A 20,648-nucleotide genomic window follows, 5' to 3' on the forward strand; every position below is an offset into this window, starting at 1 on the left:
CGGGAACTGTGTGTTCCCGCCCCGTTCGCGATGTTCGGCCCTGCGCCGGAAGGGCTCTAGTCGCAGGCCGCGAGGATCATGTCGTGCGTTTCGGAGGTCCAGTCCAGGGCGTCGGCCAGTCCGTCGTGGTCTCCGAAGTCCAGTTCCTCCAGGACCGCGTTGACCGCGTCGGCACGCTCGGTGGCGTCCCTGCTGAGGTCGCCTCGGGCCGCCTCCTCCAGGCGTTCGACGTCCAGCACGTGCGCGTCGAGAACGCCGTAGTGCTCGTCCTGGAAAGGAACGTCGTCGACCAGGACGTCGGTGCCGATGCTCTCGGCCGCCAGGTCGACCGCCGCGATGTTGCTCTGGATGTCGGCGCAGGCGGCGTCGATCTCGCTCTGGTTCCCGGAACACGCGGTCAGCGCCAGGGGGACGACCAGGGCCGCGGCGGCCAGCGACAGTACACGGGTGGGGGTTCGGGGGTGGGACACGGGTGCTGCTCGTTTCCTTCTCGGGGGCTGTTCGGGGGATCGCTGGTCGGGGTCAGATCAGCACTGCGAGGAGCGCCAGGATGACCAGCGTGCCGACGACGGCTCCCAGGCATCCCAGCACCGCGCCCACTCCGCCGCCGCGCGGAGCGAACCCCGGGCCGTCGCTGTAGTAGTGGCGGTTCCTGCCGTAGTACCAGCGGTTCCGGGGACGCGGTGCGTGCGCGGAGCCCACGACGTGGGCCTGGTTGCTGCGTCGCGAGGGACGCCCCGCCCTCGGGGACCGCGCGGGGCGGGACGAACCCGAACGTGAGTTGAACCCGCCACCGGCACGCGCGGCGCCGCCACCGGAGCCGAAGCCACCGCCGGAGCGGCCGGACCCACCGCTGCTGCTGCGCGAGTTGAAGCCGCCGCCACGGCGTGCGGCACCTCCGCGTGAGCTGCTGCCGCCACCGCTGGAACGACCGCCGCTGGACCTCCCGCCGCCGGAGCGACCGCTGCTGGAGCGGCCTCCGCCGGATCGTCCGCCTGATGACCGTCCGCCGCCAGATCTCCTGCTCATCGGCGCCTCCTTGGGGGTTGTCGTTCACCGCCACCGGGGGAGGGCGGCGCACCACGACAATATCGCCGAACACCCCAGTTCAGGGGCTTCAGGAGTGGTTTGGTCCGATTGCGGTCATCACGTGCCCGGAAGGGAACCCCACGAGTCCCGCGCGCGTCTTCAGTTACCGGCCCCCGGTGAACCCTTCAGGGCCGCGCGCAGGATCTCGACGGCCTCGTCGTGTTCCAACCCGACCCGGGTGATGACCTCGGCGTAGGCACGCGCGGCGGCCAGGGCCTCGGCTCTCTGGTCGTCCCCGGCGGCGGCCACGAAGGTCCCCGAGCGGCCCCTGGTCTCCACGACCCCGGCCTGTTCGAGTTCCCGATAGGCACGGGCGACGGTGTTCACCGCCACCGAAAGCTGTCCGGCCAGGGCGCGGACAGTGGGCAGCCGGTAGCCGACGGGGAGTTCACCGTTGGCCGCGGCGATCGCGACGAGAGCTCTGATCTGTTCGTAGGGCGGAACCTTCGACGTTGGATCAATGCGGATGAAATCCGCCATGTCCTTGTGTGCTCCCCACATGAATCGCCGACCACTCACCCGGCGCGAACCGGGTGTTCGTCCAACCTATGCCCACCCGTCGCCCACCACCAACCCTCAAAGGACCCGCTTCGCGCCCAGACCCCCCAACCCGTCGCCCACCACCAACCCTCAAACGACCCGCTTCGCGCCCAGACCCCCCAACCCGTCGCCCACCACCAACCCTCAAACGACCCGCTTCGCGCGCAGACCCCCAACCGGTCCCCGTCCGTCGCCCTCAACGAGCCTGAAAGGTCCACGCTCCGCGCGCGTCCTCTCACTCCTCGCCCCAACCGTCGAACAGCCAGTGGGCCGGGTCCGACGCACCGGGCCCGATGGATCGGGTCCGACACAGACGAAGCGGCCCCACGGAGTGAACCATGGGGCCGCCGGGGGCCGGAGTCAGACCACCACCGAACGGGGCACCTGCTGGATACCGTGCAGCCGGTGCGCCTCCCGAGCCGTGAGCAGGTCCTCCGCGACCTGGGTGGCCTGCTTGATCTCGGGTCGGGCCAGACGCTTACGGCGCTTGATGCGGTCCGTGTAGCCCTTGACCCCGACCAGTACGCGCTCCCGCGCGTAGGCGGCGCGCATGGCCTCGGTCAGGGCGGTGTCGAACCGCACGCCGTGTGCGTGGACCTCCTCGACCGGGGCGTCCTGCTCGCGCACCTCGTCCAGGGCACGCTCCGCCTCGGCCACCGACCTCAGGAGCTCGGGCAGCTGATCGGCCCGTTCCTGGTCCTGGGCGAGCTCTTCGCGCGCCTTCGTCATGTCCTGCTTGGCAAGTCCCATGTCCGCTCTCCGTGGGGAGTACCGTCAGCCGTGTCGAGGCAACTCTATGGGTGACGAAGATCATCGGGCGAGCCGGACCGTGCGTCGGTGGTGGCGTCGCGGCGGCGGACCTGCCAGCTTGACTCCGTCGATCCCCCTGTCCCCCGAAAGGCACCAGAGTGAGCAGGAACTACGCGGGTCTGAGCCGCGAGCGCATCATCGTCGAGGCCCTCCACATCATCGCCGGACGGGGTCTGGGCGGGCTGTCCATGCGCCGACTCGGCGACGCCCTGGACGTGGAGGCCATGGCGATCTACCACCACTTCCCCAAGGGCAAGGAGCAGCTGTTCAACGCCATCGCCGCGTACGTCACCACGGCGCGGGTGGTCAGTGGGCTGACCGAGGGACAGGGCCCGCCCGGGGACGTCGACGGTGCCGAGGGCGTGGAGGCGACCGGGACCGACCCCGTGGAGGCGGCCGGGGCCGACGACCTCCCGTGGGACCGCCGTCTGACCGTCTGGGCCGAGGCCTACCGGGAGCGGCTGCTGACCTACTCCGGCGCGCTGTCCCTGCTCATGCACCGCGCGCCGCACACCCTGGGCGAGGAGGACACACGGGCGCTGCTCCACACGGCCCTCACCGAGGCGGGAGTCGCGGAGGACGACGTGTCCCGGGCCTGCGACGCCCTGAACGCCTACTGTCTGGGTGCGGTCGCCCACCAGGTCCGCCACGGTGACCGTGAGGACGCTCCCGACGAGACCGAGGCCCTGGCCGCGTTCCGGTTCGGCCTGCGCGCACTGCTCAGGGGCCTGTCCGGCTGAGCGGCCGTCAGTCGCCCCGGGACCGCAGCCGCACCCGTTCGCTGCGCAGTTCACGGGCCTCGTCGGGGTCCAGGACCGGGGCGGCGGTGAGCAACTGCCTGGTGTAGTCGCTCTGCGGATTCTCATAGATGGTGTCGCTGTCGCCCAGTTCGACCACCTCGCCCTTGCGCATCACGGCGACGCGGTCGCTGACCTGGCGCACTACCGCGAGGTCGTGGGCGACGAAGACGTAGGTGAGGCCGAAGTCGTCCTGGAGTTCGGACAGCAGGCGCAGCACCTGGTCCTGGGTGGACACGTCCAGTGCCGAGACGGGCTCGTCGCAGATGATGAGCCTCGGTTTGAGGATGAGTGCCCGGGCGATGGCGATGCGCTGGCGCTGGCCTCCGGAGAAGGCGTGTGGGAACCGGTTGTAGTGGTTGGGTTCCAGGCCCACCCGCTCCAACAGCTCCTGCACCCGCGAACGGATCGTGCGGGTGTTCCCCTCGCCCTGGACCCGCAGGGCGGTGCCGATGCTCTGGCCGATGGTCATGCGCGGGTTCAGCGACGAGTAGGGGTTCTGGAAGACCATCTGCACGTCGCGGCGGAGCGGACGCAGCCGCCGTTCCGACAGGTGGGTGATGTCCTGCCCCTCGAACTCCACGGTGCCCCTGGTGGGCTCCAGCAGCCGCATGACCATCCGGGAGAGCGTGCTCTTGCCCGACCCGGACTCACCGACGACCCCCAGGGTCTCGCCCTTGTACAGGTCGAAGCTCACTCCCTTGACCGCCCAGAAGTCCGAGGCCCGGCCCCACAGCCCGCCCCGCACCTTGAAGCTCTGCGCGACATCGCGGACGCGCAGCAGTGGCTCGCCCCGGTCCCCCGTGGCCCGGGTGGTGGGCTCGAAGGCGGAGAAGGGCGCGGGTTCGGCGGGCTCGGAGCCGGCGGACTCCGCTGTCGCTCCCGAGGACCTGCGCTGTTCCCGGCGTGACCTCTCCGCCCGCTCGGCGCGGTCCCGGGCGCGCCGCTCGGCCCGTGACATCTCCACGCGCGGCACGGCGGCCAGCAGCGCCTGCGTGTAGGGGTGCTCGGGCTCGGCGAGGACCCGGCGCACGTCGCCGTGCTCCACGGCCTGGCCGTGTCGCATGACCACGACCTCGTCCACGGAACCGGCGACCACCGCGAGGTCGTGGGAAACGAGGATCAGGCCCATGTCGAGGTCGCGGCGCAGCTCGTCCAGCAGGTCCAGGATCTGGGCCTGCACGGTGACGTCCAGCGCGGTGGTCGGCTCGTCGGCCAGCAGCACCTTGGGATCGCACATCAGACCCATGGCGATCAGGACGCGCTGGCGCATGCCGCCGGAGAACTCGTGCGGGTAGGAGTTGACCCGCTTCGCGGGCTCGGGGATGCCGACCCTCTCCAGGGACTCGACCGCTCTGGTGCGCGCCTGGGCCCGGGACACCTGCGGCCGGTGCACCCGCAGTGCCTCCACCAGCTGGTTGCCGATCGTGTACTGCGGGTGCAGGGACTGCATCGGGTCCTGGAAGACCATCGCGATGTCATTGCCCCGCATGGACCGCAGCTTCCTGTCGCTGGCCGCGACCACGTCGGTTCCCACGACCTCGATCCCACCCGTGATCCGCGCGCGGCTGCCCCGGTGCAGACCCATCAGGGCCAGCGAGGTCACGCTCTTGCCTGAACCCGACTCACCCACGATGCCCAGGGCGCCACCGGCGGGGACCTCGAAGGACAGGCCGTCGACCGCGTGCACGTCGCCGTCCAGTGTCGGAAAGGTGACGTGCAGGTCGTCCACGCGCACGACGGGCGCGCCGGAGGGACCGGCCGGGGACCCTGAAGGGGATTCGGTCATCGGAAGGCCTCTCTCAGTTGTGGATGCGCACGCGCGGGTCGATGAGCGGGTAGACCAGGTCGACCAGCAGGTTGCAGATGACGATGAAGAACGCGCCGAACAGGGTCACGCCGAGGATGACCGGGAGGTCGCTCTGGGTGATGGCCTGGACCGCGTACCGGCCGATCCCGTTGAGGGAGAAGACCTGCTCGGTCAGGACCGCGCCGCCCAGGACCAACCCGAGATCCAGGCCGAAGATGGTGACGATGGGGGTCAGGGTGGGGCGCAGGGCGTGCTTGAGCACGACCTTGCGCTCACTGAGGCCCTTGGCCCGTGCGGTGCGGATGTAGTCCTCGTTGAGGGTCTCCAACATGCCCGCCCGGGTCTGCCGCGCGTACATGGCCGCGTGCAGGAACGCCAGGGTCAGCCACGGCAGCAGCATGCCCTGGGCCCAGGCGAGGGGGTCCTGGGAGAAGGGCACGTAGCGCGGAGTGGCGAACAGGCCCCAGGAGTGGACGAGGAAGGCCAGGGCGAGCAGACCGGTGAAGAAGATCGGCAGGGAGACACCGGCCAGTGCGATGCCCATGGCCAGGCGGTCGAAGAGACTTCCCTTCCACACGGCCGAGATCACGCCGACGGCGACGCCGCCCACCAGCCAGATGACGCCCGCGCCGATGGCCAGGGAGGCCGTCACCGGGAGGCGGGAGATGATCTCGGGGAACACCTCCTGGTAGGTCTGGAAGGAGTAGCCGAAGCAGGGGGCCGAGCACTCGATGGTGTCCCGGCCGAACTGGTACTGGGCGCCGAAGAAGATGCCCCGGACGAACTCGCCGAACTGGACCACGATCGGCTGGTCCAGGCCCAGGCGTTCGATGGTGGCCTGGATCGCCTCGGGGGTGGGTGCCCGGCCCACGTACATCGTGGCCAGCTGCTCGGTGGTCCGGCCCGCCCATCGTGGCACCACGTAGAAGATGGCGAAGGTGACCATGGTGACCACGGCCAGGAGCAGCAGACCCGCGCCGAGGCGGCGCAGGATGTAGGTCAGCAAGGCGCGTGCCTTCTCTCGTCAGGGGACAGGGCCTCGGGGCTCGGGTCGGGGCGGAGACGACTCCACCCCGGAGCCAAACGGTAACCCATGGCAATCAGGTGATCACGCGCTGGAGTCGGCGTGTACAAGGGGTCGGGCACACGCCCATCGAGGCCGTCGTCCGGGCCGCGCGGCGCCGGCTGATCCAAAGCGCCGCCTCTCCGCGCACGGAGGCGGCGGCCCCTCCCCCGAGGAACCGCCGCCGCGCCCGGGTCCCGCTAGTTGTTGCTGGTGCCCAGGGCCATGTAGTCGTACATCGAGTAGCCCGCGTGGTAGTACACGTTGGTCAGGCTCGCGGGACGGTACAGCACCGTCCGCTCGAACACGGCCGGAAGGATCGCGGCCTGGTCCATCGCCCGCTCGTCGATCTTCGTGTAGATGTCGGCTCGCTCGTCCGGGTCGGCCACCGCGACGACCTCGTCGAACCAGTCGTCGATCTGCTGGTCGTCGAGTTCGGAGATGTTGGAGTTGCCCGCCTGCTGGATCGCGTCACCGTCCAGGATCTTGCTCATGAACCCGTAGCCGCTCGCCCAGTCCGGCGCCCAGCCGTACACGGTCAGCCCCAGGTCGTTGTCGGCCACGAAGGACGGCGAACCCGCCTGGGTGTTGGTGTAGGTGTCGGACGGGTACTGCTTGATCTCCGTGTCGATACCCACCCGGGCCAGGGCCTGCTGGAGTGCCTCGGCGGTGCTGACGTCCGAGGGTCGGTCGGCGCGGGCGCCGATGGCCGTGGAGAAGCCGTCCGGCTGCCCGCACTCCTCCAGCTTCTCCCGGGCCTTGTCCAGGTCGCCCTTGTTGTCGTCGGACGGGTAGGGGTCGAAGCTCGGGTCGGAGCCGGGGAGGGCGCCGGGCATGATCTGGGTGGCGATGTCACCGCCGGTGTCGCCGCCCCAGGCGCGCTGGAGGGCGTCCCGGTCGGCCGCGTACATGACCGCCTGGCGACAGGCCAGGTCGTCCAGCGGCTCCATGACGGTGTTGATGTTGACGTAGCGCAGGGTGTTGGTCTGCGGGTTGTCGACGTTGTGGCGCTGGCCCTCGTCGGTGATGACGGTGCCCTTCATCGCCGGTCCGACACCGGCCCCGGCGAGGTCCACGTCGAGTTCGCCGTTGACCAGCCGCTGGTCGATCTCGTTCTGGTCGACGCCCAGCTCCACCTCGATCCGGTCCGGCAGCGCCTTGCGGGTGGGGTCGGTGGAGGCGTCCCACTGGTCGTTGCGCTCCAGGTTCAGGGAGACTCCCGGGCGGTACTCCCCCTCGAACTTGTAGGGCCCCGAAGAGATCACGTTGCTCTGGTACTGCTCGCCCCGGTCGGCATCGGCGGGAACCGGCGCGGTCTGCGGCTGGATGAGCAGGTACGGGAACTCGGAGAAGCTGTCCTTGAGGTGGAAGACCAGCGTGTGGTCGTCCGGGGTCTCGATTCCGTCGAACCCGGCCAGCGGGTCGCCCTCGTCGGCGTAGGGGCCCTCGTAGTCGTCGCTGTCGGCCAGCAGCCCCTGGAAGTACTTGGGGCCGTTGGGCAGCGCCTGGTCACCGAAGTTGCTGCGTGCGATGGCGTACTTGATGTCCTCGGCGGTGATCTCCGAACCGTCCTGGAACTTCAGGCCCGGCTTGATGCGCACGGTCCACTCGGTGGAGTCGTCGTTGCCCTCGGGCATCGCCTCGGCGAGGTCGGGCTGGAGCTCGATGCCCTGTTCGCCGGGCGCCTCGGTGTAGGTGAGCAGGGTGCGCGCGTAGTAGCGGGAGAAGTTCCAGCTGAAGGCGTAGTAGGTGTTGCCGGGGTCGGGAGAGTCGAAGTCGGAGGAGATGGCGTAGCGCAGGGTCCCGCCGGACTGGTCGGAGGGGTTGACGATGGTGGTCTCGCCCTCGTTGAACTCGGCGTCGGACTGCCCGCCGCCGCCTCCGCTCCCGCCGCCGCAAGCGGCCAGGAGCAACGCCATGGCGGTACCCGCGGCCGCGGGTGCGGCGACTCGGCGGAACACGCCGCGCCGCCCGGGCGGTTGCTGGCGCGTGAAGTGAAGGGTGGTCACCTGGGCCTCCTGGTCGGTTCGCTGGTGGGGCCGTGCGGCGCACGGCCCCGGATGGCCGAGGGTCTCGGCTGGACTGTGGGGCCGTGGGGGCCCGTGCGGGGTGTCAGTCGGAGGAGCGCGGGTCGAAGGCGTCGCGCAGCCCGTCACCGAAGAGGTTGAAGGCGAGGACGGTGACGAAGATGGCCAGACCCGGGATGATCACGAAGTGCGGCGAGGTGGTGTAGAAGCGCAGGGCGTTCTCCAACATGCCGCCCCAGGTGGCCATGGGCGGGTTGATGCCCACGCCCAGGAAGCTCAGAGCCGCCTCGAAGAGGATGTTGGTGGGGATGAGCAGGGTGGAGTAGACGAGGATCGGCGTGACCAGGTTGGGCAGGATCTCGCGGAAGACGATGTGGGTGCTGCCCGCGCCGAGGCTGCGCGCGGCCTCGACGAACTCGCGTTCCTTGAGGGTGAGGGTCTGCCCGCGCACGATCCGGCCGATGTAGGGCCAGTTGAAGAACCCGATGATGAACACCAGGACGCCGATGCGCAGGTTGTTGCCGGACAGGCCGAAGGCGCCGTCGGGGATGACGCCGACCAGGGCGATCGCGAAGAGCAGCAGGGGAAAGGCGAGGAAGATGTCCATGGTGCGGCTGATGACGACGTCCACCCAGCCGCCGAAGTACCCGGCGAGGATGCCCAGCACGGTGCCGATGACCACGCACACCACGGTGGCGACCGTGGCGACCAGCAGGGAGGTGCGCGCGCCGTAGACGATGCGGCTGAACAGGTCGCGGCCGTTGACCGGCTCCACTCCCAGGAGGTACTGGGCGCTGATCCCGCCCCAGGGGTCCAGTCCCCGGGCGGGGTCGTCCGGGTCGCGCAGGACCCCGCCGGTGAGCGGGTCGACCAGGCCCTGGTTGAACTGGTTGGGCGGGTGTCCGAACCAGGCGGTGAGCAGGGGCGCGAGGAGCGCGACCAGGATGAGGAGGACGACCACGACCCCGCCGGTCATGCCGACCCTGTCCTTGCGGAACCGCTGCCAGGCGATCTGGCGCAGGGATCGGCTGGCGGCGTTCCTGGACCCCGCGACGACCGCTTCTGGCTCGGCGTGCTGCGAGGAATCAGGCACGTCCATCGGCGCGGTCATGTACCCCTGCCTCCTGCTGTCTCTGCGTGTAGCCACCCGTCGGTGTCAACGTGTTGCTACTTGACTACGCAGAGTTTGCACTAGCGGAGTGGGGCGTTTCCACCTTCCGCGCCGACGAAGACACCGTCACGGGCGACGACCGTTCCGGACCTGAGCACGAGGTCGCGGCCCGGTACCTTGGCGACGGCCTCGGCCGCCGACCGCGCGTCGACGACCACCAGGTCGGCGGGGCCGCCCACCCTCAGGCCGTGGTCGCCGATCCCCAGCACACGGGCGGCGTTGGTCGTCACGGTGTCCAGCGCCAGCAGCAGTTCGTCGTCGCAGCGGCTGGAGTTGCGGTAGGCGATGAGCATGGCCCGACGCAGCATGTCGCCGTCGCCGAAGGGGCCCCACAGGTCGTTGATGCCGTCCGTACCGCCGGCCAGGAGCACCCCGTGCTCCGCGCAGGCCCGGAGCGGCGGCACCGGGGCGTCGTAGACCGCCGCGTTCACCAGGGCGACGCCTGCTTCGGCGAACTGTTCGAGGAGTCGGGTCTGGGTGGGCGGGTGCGCGATCCCGAACGCGTGGGACACCGCCACACGGCCGCCCAGGTCGTGCTCCCGCGTCATGCGGGCGATGAGGCCCATCTCCCAGGCTCCGAGCGACCCGCCGTCGTGCAGGTGGATGTCGATGCCCGTGCCGGTGGACGCGGCGAGGTCGAAGACGGCTTCGAGGTGGGCGTTGGGTGCGTCGTCGAACCCCGCGGGGTCGAGTCCTCCGATCACCGAGGCCCCGGCCCCCACCGCGTCCCGCAGGAGGGAGAGCGTCCCCGGGTTGGTGACGAGCCCGCCCTGGGGGAAGGCCACCTGCTCGATGTCGATCACGCCCCGGTACCGGCGCGCGACCTCCGCGACGGCCTCGATCCCCCGCAGGCCCACGCCCGGGTCCACGTCCGTGTGGGTGCGCAGGTGCGTGGTGCCCGCCGCGACCATCGCCTCCACCAGAGCGGAGGCGTACTCGCGAGAGGGCAGACCGTGGGCGTCCCTGTGGCGCCGCTCATGGGCGACGCGTTCGGCCACGGTCTCCACCTGTGGCGCCGAGACCCACGGTCCGCCGTAGAGGGTCTTGTCAATGTGGGCGTGGGCGTTGACCAGCCCGGGCAGGACGGTCCGACCCGCGGCGTCGATGACCTCGTCGCCCGGGGCCCCGGCGACGGGTCCCTCCTGGATCGCGGTGATGCGCCCGTCCTCCGCGACGACGGTGACCGGCTCGGTCCGGCCGGGCAGGACGGCGTTGGTGACGCGCAGCATGCGGGGTTCCCTTCGGGTGGGGGCTCGGTTCGGCCGGGTGCTACAGGTTGATGAACAGCTCGGCGAGCGTGGCGGAGGCGACGATGGTGGTGGTGAAGGTCAGCACGGCCGCCACCACGATCTTCCAGCTCAGCTGCGAGAACGCCTTGCGGTCGCGGCCCATGGTCATCCCGACCAGCGCGAGCTGGGGCAGCCCGATCAGGAGCACGTTCAGGTTCTGGACGAGGTCGGCGATCACCCCGGAGACCGGGGAGATCGGCGTCGTCACGATCGTGGCGATCGCCAGGACCCAGACCGTGGCCGGGATGGCCCTCACCTTGCGGGCCAGGAGGATCGCGATCCCCGTCATCAGCAGCAGCACGGCCATGCCCGCGACGTCGCGCGGGTGGAAGCCGCCGGTGCCCAGCCAGTTGAGTAGCAGTCCCGCCACACCGGCGAAGGCGTAGGCGGCCACACCCGGCCGCCATCCCCGGGGGACGTCGGGGTCACGCGGCCCTTCGGCCTCGGCCGCCGCGTCGCCGTCCTCCTTGGACCGTACCGAGGCGTCGCCCTCGGGAACCTGACCCCGGGCGACCAGCCTCGCCTCCTCGATCTCCGGGGCGGGGCGGCGGAACACACGGCACCAGAAGCCGTAGAGGCGACGGGCCACGGGCAGGCCGATGAAGACACCCGCGTAGAAGCCGACGATGTTGGTGACCAGGTTGGACAGGGCTGCCAGGGCGGCGATCTCGGCGGCCTGGTCGGGGTAGAGCAGGGCCAGGGCGCCCACTCCGCCGAGCATCATCGAGGTGGAGCCGACACCGAGCGCCAGGGCCAGCGACAGCGGGTTGTACAGGCCCGTGCCGCCCAGGACGCTGGTGATGAGGGAGATGAAGACGGCACCGAACATCGAACCGATGATCCAGACGCCGAAGACCCCGCGGTACTCGGGCGAGGAGGTCCCGAACCGGTCGATGGCGTAGGCCAGGTAGGACTCCCGGTCGATCGCCCAGGTGGCGCCGATGGCCGCGCGCCCCATGCCGAGCAGGACGGCGATGGGCAGCGCGAGGATGATCGTCCCGAAGAGCTGGCCCACCTCCTGCATGAGCAGGGCCGGTCCGACCTGTTCGACCATGCCGATCGACGGGCCGATGCCGGTGCCGAGCATCGCGAGGAAGAGGACCATGCCGACCGGGATCAGGGCCTCGCCCGCCGAACGGGTGCCTCCGCGCAGCGGGAGCCACCGCTGGAGGCCGACGACGGCCCCCAGCAGAACCACCCAGACCAGCGGGAACAGCACGATGGCGGCGGGCCCGACCCGGAACTTGTGTTCGCCGACCAACACGGCCACGACACTGATCAGCACGCTCACGCCGATGGCGGTCACCCAGTCACCGCGACCGACCGAACCGCGGTCCGACACGTCCCCGTGCGACTCCGCCTGCTGCTTTCTTGCCCTCATCTGGGATACCAATCAGTGAGCCGCTCAATTTTCGAGGAGCCTATGGTTGGGACAAAACCGCTGTCAAGAGCGATATAGCCCCAACTTCAGCTGCACTTACGAGCACACCCATCCCCGCCTTAAGGGCTCGTGGTATACAAGTTTCATGGATCAGGTCATCAGAGCACGGTACGTGCTGGCGCATTCCGAGGGTTCCCACGTCTGGTTGAAGGACGGCTACGTCGCCCACTCCGACGGCGTCGTCACGGAGGTGGGCACCGGCACCCCGGGATCGACCGCGCCCGTCCTGGACCTGGGCGACTCGATCCTCACCCCCGGGCTGATCGACCTGGACGCCCTGGTGGACATCGACCACCTCATCCTCGACGCGCACCACGACACCGCGCACGCCCGTTCCCTGGTCGGCTCCGTCGAGCACTGGCGCGACCGCCCGCGCGACGTCCTGACCCCCGACCAGCGCGACGTCCTGCGCCGGTTCGGACTCGCGCAGCTCGCCCTGCACGGCGTCACGACCTACATGCCGATCGCCTCGGAGATCCACCTGGAGTGGAACGAGTCCGCCGACGAGCTGCGCCATCTGGCGGGCCTCACCCGTGAGTGGGGCCTGCGCGGCTACCTCGGCCCCTCGTACCGCTCCGCTGTGGGCGCCGTCGCAGACGGAGAGCGCACCTTCGTCGAGGCCCCCGAGCGCGGTGAGTCCGGCCTGGACGAGGCGCTGCGCTTCGCGGACGAACTCTCCGAGCGCGGCGACGACCTGGTCCGACCGGTCCTCCTCCCCTGCCGTATCGAGACGCTCACGCCCGAACTGCTGGAGCGCACGGCGAAGGAGGCCACGAAGCGCGGACTCCTCGTGCGCCTGCACTCCCTCCAACAGCCGTGGGAGCGCGAGGTGATCATCCAGCGCCACGGTCTCACCCCGCTGGACCTGATCGAGCGCAGCGGACTGCTCAACGACCGGCTGCTCATCCCCCATGCCCTGTGGACCGACCGCAACCCGGAGCTGACCGGCCCGAACGGCGTCGACATCACCCGCCTGGCCAGGGCGGGCGTGAGCGTGATCCACTGCCCCCTGACCACCTTCCGGTACGGCGACATCCTGGAGACCTTCAACGACTTCCGGGACGCCGGGGTCACGATGGCGCTGGGCACCGACTCCTTCCCGCCCGACCTCGTGCGCGGCATGGACGTGGGCCTGCACGCCTCACGCCTGCTCTACGGGAACGGCGCCGTCAGTCTGGGCGGCTACATGGAGGCCGCGACCCTGGGCGGCGCGGCCGCGCTCAAGCGTCCCGACCTCGGACGCCTGGAGGCCGGAGCGAGCGCGGACCTGACCGCGTTCTCCCTGGGCGACTTCCGCGACGGAGTCGTGGAGGACCCCCTGCGCACTCTGGTGCTCAACGGCACCGCCCGCAACGCCACCCACACCTTCGTCGCCGGTCGTCCGGTCGTGACCGACGGGCGACTGCCCGGTGTGGACCTGGACTCGCTCAGGAACCAGGCGCAGGAGGTGTTCGGGGAACTCCAGCGCGGCTACAGTGAGCGGGACGGCCTCCACCGCCCGGTCGAGGCCCTCTTCCCCCCGTCGTTCCCGGTTCTGCGGGCCGAGTCCGAGGACGCCCGCACCGGCCGGGGGTGAACCAAGCGCACACGGCGGGAACGGGTCTCATGACACGGACATCGGGTGGGTCGGCCCCTCTGACACAGGCGGCCGAGGTCGCCATCCGTGAGGGGATCATCTCCGGCCGGTACGCACCGGGCGCGCGGCTGCGCGAACGCGAGCTCTCGGAGGAGCTGGGCGTGTCCCGGCTCCCGGTGCGCGAGGCGCTGCGCAACCTCAGGCACGACGGGTTCATCATGACCAGCGCCCACAAGGGCGCGACCGTGCGGACGATGTCCCCCTCGGGGGTCGACGAGCTCTTCGACCTGAGGATCAGGCTGGAACCCTTCGCCGCCGAGCGGGCGGCCCACCAGCACTCCGAGGGGCACGTGCACGCCGGTCTGGCGGCGGCCATGGAGGCGACCGCGGAGGCAACGGAGACGGGCTCCCCGGACCACATCATGACCGCGAACGCGGACTTCCACGCGCAGGTGGTCGAAGCCGCCGGTCACGAGCTGTTGTCCGAGCTCATGGCTCCGATCCTCTCCCGCTCCCGCTGGCTGTTCGCCCTGACGGCCTTCCGCGACCCCCACCTGGAGTTCCAGGCGCACCACGAGATCTACGCCGCGGTCAGCACCGGGAACTCCCGGCTCGCGAGGCTGACCATGGCCGCGCACATCGAGGCCGGACGCGGCCCCTCCCTCGCCGCCGTCGGCGGCGAGGGGTAGCCGGTCCCCGGGGAGCCCCGGCAGGGACTCCCCGTCACGGGGTCAGCGGCCGCGCAGGTCCCGGTACCGCCGGACCAGGGCGGCCGTGGAGGCGTCCAGGTCGGGCACCTCGGCGCCCTCGGTCAGAGCGGGCTGTACCCGCTTCGCCAGGACCTTGCCCAGCTGCACACCCCACTGGTCGAAGGAGTTGACGTTCCACACCGCGCCCTGGACGAACACCTTGTGCTCGTAGAGGGCGACCAGTTGGCCGAGCACCGACGGGTCGAGCCGGTCGGCCAGGATCGTGCTGGTTGGGCGGTTGCCGGGGAAGGTCCGGTGCGGCACCCGGTCCGCGGGCACCCCCTCGGCGGCGACCTCGTCGGAGGTGCGGCCGAACGCCAGCGCCTGCCCCTGAGCGAACAGGTTGGCCATGAGCAGGTCGTGCTGGGGCACCAGACCCTCGGGCAGGTCCGGAGCCGGGCGCGCGAACCCGATCAGGTCGGCGGGGACGAACCTGGTTCCCTGGTGCAGCAGCTGGAAGTAGGCGTGCTGCCCGTTGGTCCCGGGTGTCCCCCACACCACCGGGCCGGTCTGCCAGGTGACGGGGCGGCCGTCACGCTGGACCGACTTGCCGTTGGACTCCATGTCCAGCTGCTGGAGGTAGGCGGTGAACTTCGACATGTGGTGGCTGTAGGGCAGCACCGCGTGGGACTGGGCGTCGAAGAACCCGCCGTACCAGACACCGAGCAGGCCCAACAGGAACGGTAGGTTGCGCTCCGCGGGAGCGGTGGCGAAGTGGGTGTCCATCAGGTGGAAGCCCGCGAGCATCTCGCGGAACCGCTCGGGACCCAGGGCCACCATCAGGGACAGGCCGATCGCGGAGTCGTAGGAGTAGCGGCCGCCCACCCAGTCCCAGAACTCGAACATGTTGGCGGTGTCGATCCCGAAGCGGGAGACCTCCTCCTCGTTCGTGGAGACCGCCACGAAGTGCCGGGCGATCGCGTCGGAGTCCGCTCCCAGCCCGGCCAGGAGCCAGTCCCGGGCGGCCGTGGCGTTGGTGACCGTCTCCAGGGTGGTGAAGGTCTTGGAGGCGACCACGAACAGGGTCCGCTCGGGGTCGGCGTCGATCAGCGCCTCGTGCAGGTCGGTGCCGTCGACGTTGGAGACGAAGCGGAACTCCAGCCCGCGGTCGGTGTACGGGCGCAGCGCCTCGTAGGCCATGGCCGGGCCCAGGTCGGAACCCCCGATGCCGATGTTGACCACCCTGGTGACCGCCTGGCCGGTGTGGCCCAGCCAGCGCCGTGCGCGTACCCGGTCGGCGAAGGCCGCCATCCGGTCCAGGACCGCGTGCACCTCGGGCACCACGTCGCGCCCACCCTCCCGGATCACCACGCCGCGTGGGGCCCGCAGGGCGGTGTGCAGGACGGCGCGGTCCTCCGTCAGGTTGACGTGGTCGCCGCGCAGCATGGCGTCACGCAGGGAGGCGACCCCGGTGGCCTCCGCCAGATCGGTGAGCAGCCCCCGCGTCCGCTCGGTCAGGAGGTTCTTGGACAGGTCCGCGTGCAGGTTCCCGACGTCGAGTGAGAACCGGTCGGCCCGCTCGGGGTCCTCGGCGAACAGGTCCCGCAGGTGGGTGCCGCGGAACCACTCGCGGTGCTCGGCCAGGGCGGCCCACTCCTTCCGACGATCCAGGGGGACGGCCCCACCGGACCGGTTCCCGACGTCCTCGGTCCGAGGAAGGGGTGTACTCGCAGACATCCGGTCGCTCCTCGTCGTCCATGATCGGCTGCGGGCCCTACCGGACACCGCGTGCGGCTGTCCCCCTACCCTCCCACGAAAGCCCCCAACCACGGGCCCTTCCGCGCACGTCAGAGCGCCAACGGACGCGATTCACACCGCCGGACCGGGGCTGGGGCCGCTCCGCGTCGTGCCGCCTCCCGTCACCGCCGGACCGGGGCGCGGGCCTCCACGAGCCAGTGCCGCACAACCAGCGTTCGACCCGTGGTGCCGCGCTGCTCGAAGGAACCCCTCATGTCATCGCCGAGGGCGAGGAGACACCGCGATCAGGCGATCCCGCCGCCTTGCTCCGCCTGGGCGAGTTCGGCCCAACCCGTCTCCAGCCCCTCCGGGACACCAACGGCCTGAACACGGCGAGCCGCGGGGCAAACGCCGCCCGACCCGCGCCGCCAGCGTCCGTCCGGGCTCGTCAGGTCCGGGTGGGAGGCGCGCTCATCGCCGCCGCGAGGAACGTGATCGCCCACTTCCGGGCCGCTTCGCCCGGCCCCGGGGAACCGCAGCCCGGTGTGGGCTCCTGGTGGACCTCCAGGCGGTCGACGGCCGTCACGGCGAGGATCCCCCGCATCCGGAACCCCAGTTCCTCCGGGGACAGGCGGGGCAGTGCGCGCGCGAAGGCGGCGAGGTAGCGCTCGCGGACCGAGTCCTCGGCCGGGCCGGTCCAGCTGCGTACCTCCTCGGCGGGGTCACTGAGGATCGTCATGATCAGCCGGGACGTCCGGGCGCCCGCGCCGTCGGCCCGCATCCCGTCGAACATCGGCCCCGCGAACGCCTCCACCAGTTCGGCGACCGGTGGTTCGGGGGTCCGGGAGAGCAGTCGGTCGAGCCCGGCGCACTGGGCCGCGTTGATGGGCTCGATCACGCGGCGGGCGACCGCGGCCATCAGCTCCGACTTCGAGCCGAAGTGGTAGCCGACGGCGGCAAGGTTGGCTCCCGCGCGTGTGGTGATCGCGCGAACCGAGGTGCCGCGGTATCCGTGCTCAGCGAAGAGGTGCTCGGCCGCGTCGAGGATCTGGGTGCGGGTGTCTGGGGTTGCCACACGAGCGACTATACATATGTTTGAATCAAACGAACGTATGATTCAAACGGACGTATGAAAGAGGATCATCATGAAGCTGCTCGTTTACGGCGCCGGGGTGTGCGGCAGCCTGTTCGCCGCGCGGATGCACGAGGCCGGCCACGACGTCTCGCTCCTCGCCCGGGGCAAGCGTCTGACAGCCCTGCGCGGACACGGCGTGCGGCTCGCCGAGGAGGACAGCCCGGCGGTCAAGCAGGTGCCGGTACCGGTGGTCGAGCGCCCGGAGGGCGGGTACGACCTGATCACCGTCTTCGTCCGCGCCCATCAGGCGGACGCGGTGCTGGAATCACTCGCGGGTGTCCCGGGGGACGTGCTCTCCATGCTCAACTGGGCGGGCGGACCGGAGGCGCTGAGCGCGGGGATCGGCCACGAGCGGTTGCTCCTGGGATTCCCCACGACCGGCGGCACGATGGACGGCGACGTGGTCCGCTACCGCAAGAGCAATGTCCTCACCCGCCGGGTCGCGACACCGGTCGGCGAGCCGGACGGACGTACCACCCCGCGTCTGGAGCGGATCGTGGAAACGTTCCGCACCGCCGGGATCAACGCCAGGGCCGAACCGCGGATGGACGCCTGGCTCAGGACGCACGCCGCGTCCGCGGTTCCCTTGGAGCAGGCGGCCTACGCGGCGGGCGGCCCGGAAGCGTTGGCCGACGATCCGGACGCGGTCCGCGGCATGCTGCACATCATGCGGCACAACCTCGCCTCGATGGAGACGCCGCCGGTGCCTCGCGCGTTCGCCGCGTTGCGGGCTCTGCCGCAAGGGCCCCTCGTGGCCGTGCTCCGGCGCTTCCTGAGGAGCCCCACGGCCGTGCACAGCGGACTCAACAACGCCTCACCCTCCACGGCGGCCGAACTCGAGTGCCTGGCCGAACAGCTCCGCGCCCGTACGGGAGCGCGCTGAGCGGCCCAGGACGCAGAGGACCCCGCCACGCGTGGCACCGCCGGTCCCACAGTCCTCGAACCCGGCTCAGTGAGCTCCACGACCGGCGACCGCTGACCTCGGACCGTTGCGGTGGCGGTGGAGGGTCCGGCCCTCGGAGTTGGCGTGGCCTTCCCCTTTGCGGGCACGCCCTTCGGATGACGCGGCACCACGGGGCGGTTGCTGGTTGGTGCGGCGACTAGATGCGCTCGTGCTCGCCACGGAGCAGCTCGCGCTCGTCGCGGAGCGAGGCCACCTCGGCGCGCAGCGCCCGCAGCTCGGCCAGGATCTGCCGCTGACCCTCGTCCGGGGTCCGGCTGGCGCCACCGTCGGGGGTGTCGCCCGGATCCCCGTCGGGACCGCTGCCCTCCTCGGCGCTCGGGGCGCCGCCCTGCCCGGGTCTGCCGTACTGCTCCTCGTGTCCGGCCTTGTCCAACGCCTCGACCGCCACCGCGATGAACAGGTTGAGGGCGATCAGCGTGGACACCATGACGAAGACGACGAAGAACACCCACGCGTAGGGCTGGTGTTTCATCACCTCGGCCGCGATGTTGCTCCAGCCGTCGGCGGTGAAGATCTGGAACAGGGTGAACAGCGAGGTCCCCAGATCACCGAAGTACTGCGGGGCGTCCGTGGCGAAGAGCCGAGTGGCCATCACCGCCGAGACGTAAAGCAGCAGCACCACCAGCACCATGATCGAGGCCATGCCGGGCATCGCGCGGAACAACCCGGCCACCACATGGCGCAGCGACGGGATCACCGACAACAGGCGCAGGACCCGGAGCACCCGCAGGATCCGCAGCACCGCGAACGGACCGGAGGCCGGGAGCAGGGCGATCCCGATGATCACCATGTCGAACCAGCTCCAGGGGTCCCGGAAGAACTCCCGGCGATGGGCGAACATCCGCAGGCCCATCTCGACGACGAACAGGGCCAGGATGACCCGGTCGATGCTCTTCAGGAGATCACCGTGGCTGTCCATCATCCGCGTCGACGTCTCGAAACCGAGAATCACGGCGTTGATCAGGATGAGGGTAATGACGCTGGCCTGGAACCAGGGGGCCTCGACGAGGGCACGGACCCGTTCGCGCGTGATCACTGGGAGGAGAACTCCGTCTCTGTCTTCGGACGACGGCGCAAAAGCCTACCGTCGGCAACGGGCGCCCCGTTTCGTCCTCTTCGCCCTCCACGCGCTCCCCACTGGCGTCTTCCGCCACGACCAGGCATGATCGAAGACAGGGAAACCTGGGCGAGGGGGCCGCCGATGACGGAATCCGCCGAATTCGACAGGGACGCCACGGACGTCGACGACGTGGACGCCGAGATGGACGCGGGCGCTCCGGACCAGGACTCCGCCGTGGCGGAGTACCTGGAGGACCACTCCGATGACCATCGGATAGACGAGATCGAGGACCACGGGGTACTCGGTGTGGACGCGGAGGTCGGCCAGGAGGTTCCGGACGGGGAGTCCGCTCCTGAGGAGGACGGCTCCACGGAACCCCGGCGCGAGGATCTGTCTCGGATCCTCAGGGCCGAGCAGTACGCGGAACGGGTCAACCGTCGGCTCGAAGGCTGAGCCAGCGCTCCACCCGCAGGACGTGCGCGGCTGCGGCCGCCCGGGCCGCCTCGGGGTCGCGGGCCAGTAGCGCCTCGTGGATGCGCCGGTGGTCCTGGAAGAGGGCGTCGGTGAGCCCCTGCCCGCCGAGCCCGGCCCAGACGCGTTCGTTGAAGGTGCGCGAGGACAGCCCGGCGTGGACGGCGGAGAGCGTGGCGTTGCCCGCGCAGGCCACGACGGCCTGGTGGAAGCCGAGGTCGTCCGCGGCGTGGTCGGCGGGCGCGCGGTCGGCCCCCTCCTCCATCCGGTCGAGGAGGCGGCCGATCCTCGCCAGGTCCTCGGGGGTGGCGCGGGCGGCGGCGACGGCGGTGGCCGCGGGTTCGATCATCCGGCGGACCTGGAGGACCTCCAGCAGGGTCTCGTCGCGTGAGACCTCGGCCAGGACGGAGAAGGCCTCCAGGAGGTCGGCGGGGCGCAGCGCGGTGACGTAGACGCCCGCCCCGTGGCGGACCGACAGCACGCCCAGGGTGGTGAGGGAGCGGATCGCCTCGCGTACCGATCCCCGGGAGACGCCCAGCCGGACGGAGAGCTCCCGTTCCGTGGGCAGCCGCTGCCCCGGACCCACCTCCCCGTCGGCGATCATCGCCTTGATCCGCTCGACGGCCCGTTGGGCCACCGGGGTCCGCACGTCCTCGACCACGCCACTCCCCCGTCTCCGTCACGAACACGGCGATTCTACTCGCCAGGCCCGTGCTCGCGCCCGTGTGACCTCGCCGATTGGTCGGACCACCTGCTCCATGGATGGCTCCAGGGACTCCCCCGCGCACCGGACGGACACCTCGCCCGAGTGGTTGCGCGGCCTACTGTGTCGTGGAAATGCCACCCGACCGCCCGCCGCGCGTGCGCCGAGACCGCTACGGGGTTCTTGCCCCCTCTCGCGCCGCTGTGCAAAAGTGGTCGGACCACTTGCCTCGGTTGCCGTCCGTCGGACCGGACGCTCCTCCTGCCGGGCCGGGGC

At 70.6% G+C, this 20,648-nt stretch carries 19 protein-coding genes; 5 read left to right on the top strand and 14 right to left on the bottom strand.

Annotated elements, in window-relative coordinates; all coding sequences use genetic code 11:
- Positions 1-56: 56 nt before the first annotated feature.
- The 4 genes from KBX21_RS06385 to KBX21_RS06400 form a co-directional block, all read right to left on the bottom strand.
- The gene (locus KBX21_RS06385; RefSeq protein WP_210841310.1) at positions 57-470 is read right to left on the bottom strand and encodes a hypothetical protein; all 414 of its coding nucleotides are present in this window, start codon (positions 468-470) and stop codon (positions 57-59) included.
- A gap of 52 nt (positions 471-522) precedes the next feature.
- A complete protein-coding gene (locus KBX21_RS26520) occupies positions 523-1,029 on the bottom strand; it encodes a hypothetical protein (RefSeq protein WP_234004118.1) in 507 nt (168 codons plus the stop codon).
- A gap of 159 nt (positions 1,030-1,188) precedes the next feature.
- Complete coding sequence (locus KBX21_RS06395) at positions 1,189-1,569, bottom strand: GntR family transcriptional regulator (RefSeq protein WP_049578283.1); 381 nt, start codon at positions 1,567-1,569, stop codon at positions 1,189-1,191.
- Positions 1,570-1,989: 420 nt separating this feature from the next.
- Entirely contained in the window at positions 1,990-2,379 is a 390-nt protein-coding gene (locus KBX21_RS06400) for a hypothetical protein (protein ID WP_049578285.1), read from the bottom strand.
- Between the two features lie 158 nt (positions 2,380-2,537).
- On the opposite strand from KBX21_RS06400, the gene KBX21_RS06405 reads away from it, so the two are divergent.
- The gene (locus tag KBX21_RS06405) at positions 2,538-3,179 is read left to right on the top strand and encodes a TetR family transcriptional regulator (RefSeq protein ID WP_049578288.1); all 642 of its coding nucleotides are present in this window, start codon (positions 2,538-2,540) and stop codon (positions 3,177-3,179) included.
- A gap of 7 nt (positions 3,180-3,186) precedes the next feature.
- Here KBX21_RS06405 and KBX21_RS06410 read toward each other — a convergent pair whose 3' ends face one another.
- The 6 genes from KBX21_RS06410 to KBX21_RS06435 all read right to left on the bottom strand — a co-directional run bounded on the left by KBX21_RS06410 (position 3,187) and on the right by KBX21_RS06435 (position 11,977).
- Positions 3,187-5,025: an ABC transporter ATP-binding protein gene (locus KBX21_RS06410; protein ID WP_210841311.1), complete on the bottom strand. Its 1,839-nt coding sequence runs from the start codon at positions 5,023-5,025 to the stop codon at positions 3,187-3,189.
- Positions 5,026-5,038: 13 nt separating this feature from the next.
- The gene (locus tag KBX21_RS06415) at positions 5,039-6,052 is read right to left on the bottom strand and encodes an ABC transporter permease (RefSeq protein ID WP_049578292.1); all 1,014 of its coding nucleotides are present in this window, start codon (positions 6,050-6,052) and stop codon (positions 5,039-5,041) included.
- A gap of 257 nt (positions 6,053-6,309) precedes the next feature.
- Positions 6,310-8,118: an ABC transporter substrate-binding protein gene (locus KBX21_RS06420; protein ID WP_049578295.1), complete on the bottom strand. Its 1,809-nt coding sequence runs from the start codon at positions 8,116-8,118 to the stop codon at positions 6,310-6,312.
- A gap of 103 nt (positions 8,119-8,221) precedes the next feature.
- Entirely contained in the window at positions 8,222-9,247 is a 1,026-nt protein-coding gene (locus KBX21_RS06425) for an ABC transporter permease (RefSeq protein WP_210841312.1), read from the bottom strand.
- Positions 9,248-9,327: 80 nt separating this feature from the next.
- Entirely contained in the window at positions 9,328-10,536 is a 1,209-nt protein-coding gene (locus tag KBX21_RS06430; RefSeq protein WP_210841313.1) for an amidohydrolase, read from the bottom strand.
- 40 nt (positions 10,537-10,576) lie between these two features.
- Positions 10,577-11,977, bottom strand: coding sequence for a DUF3100 domain-containing protein (locus tag KBX21_RS06435; RefSeq protein WP_247665327.1), 1,401 nt, complete (start codon positions 11,975-11,977; stop codon positions 10,577-10,579).
- A 145-nt stretch (positions 11,978-12,122) separates the two neighbouring features.
- Here KBX21_RS06435 and KBX21_RS06440 point away from each other — a divergent pair, with 145 nt between their 5' ends.
- Together KBX21_RS06440 and KBX21_RS06445 are read left to right on the top strand one after the other, a co-directional pair.
- Positions 12,123-13,613, top strand: coding sequence for a chlorohydrolase family protein (locus tag KBX21_RS06440; protein ID WP_210841314.1), 1,491 nt, complete (start codon positions 12,123-12,125; stop codon positions 13,611-13,613).
- A gap of 29 nt (positions 13,614-13,642) precedes the next feature.
- Positions 13,643-14,302 carry a GntR family transcriptional regulator gene (locus KBX21_RS06445; RefSeq protein ID WP_049578306.1) on the top strand — a complete coding sequence of 220 codons (660 nt, stop codon included), beginning with the start codon at positions 13,643-13,645 and terminating at the stop codon, positions 14,300-14,302.
- A 42-nt stretch (positions 14,303-14,344) separates the two neighbouring features.
- Here KBX21_RS06445 and pgi read toward each other — a convergent pair whose 3' ends face one another.
- Both pgi and KBX21_RS26525 read right to left on the bottom strand, forming a co-directional pair.
- Positions 14,345-16,039, bottom strand: coding sequence for a glucose-6-phosphate isomerase (gene pgi, locus KBX21_RS06450; protein WP_210841315.1), 1,695 nt, complete (start codon positions 16,037-16,039; stop codon positions 14,345-14,347).
- Positions 16,040-16,487: 448 nt separating this feature from the next.
- Positions 16,488-17,114, bottom strand: a complete 627-nt coding sequence (locus KBX21_RS26525) for a TetR/AcrR family transcriptional regulator (RefSeq protein WP_049578310.1) — start codon at positions 17,112-17,114, stop codon at positions 16,488-16,490.
- Positions 17,115-17,184: 70 nt separating this feature from the next.
- On the opposite strand from KBX21_RS26525, the gene KBX21_RS06460 reads away from it, so the two are divergent.
- Positions 17,185-18,057 carry a ketopantoate reductase family protein gene (locus tag KBX21_RS06460; protein ID WP_049578312.1) on the top strand — a complete coding sequence of 291 codons (873 nt, stop codon included), beginning with the start codon at positions 17,185-17,187 and terminating at the stop codon, positions 18,055-18,057.
- A 217-nt stretch (positions 18,058-18,274) separates the two neighbouring features.
- Here the strand turns inward: KBX21_RS06460 and KBX21_RS06465 are convergent, their stop codons facing one another.
- Positions 18,275-19,174, bottom strand: a complete 900-nt coding sequence (locus KBX21_RS06465; RefSeq protein WP_049578314.1) for an ion transporter — start codon at positions 19,172-19,174, stop codon at positions 18,275-18,277.
- A gap of 165 nt (positions 19,175-19,339) precedes the next feature.
- Between KBX21_RS06465 and KBX21_RS06470 the strand changes: the two genes are divergently transcribed.
- Complete coding sequence (locus KBX21_RS06470) at positions 19,340-19,651, top strand: hypothetical protein (protein WP_049578317.1); 312 nt, start codon at positions 19,340-19,342, stop codon at positions 19,649-19,651.
- Here KBX21_RS06470 and KBX21_RS06475 read toward each other — a convergent pair.
- Complete coding sequence (locus KBX21_RS06475; protein ID WP_049578320.1) at positions 19,629-20,330, bottom strand: FadR/GntR family transcriptional regulator; 702 nt, start codon at positions 20,328-20,330, stop codon at positions 19,629-19,631. The genes KBX21_RS06470 and KBX21_RS06475 overlap by 23 nt on opposite strands.
- Between the last annotated feature and the right edge of the window lie 318 nt (positions 20,331-20,648).

Source organism: Nocardiopsis sp. B62, assembly GCF_018070675.1.
Taxonomy (GTDB): Bacteria; Actinomycetota; Actinomycetes; order Streptosporangiales; family Streptosporangiaceae; genus Nocardiopsis; species Nocardiopsis prasina.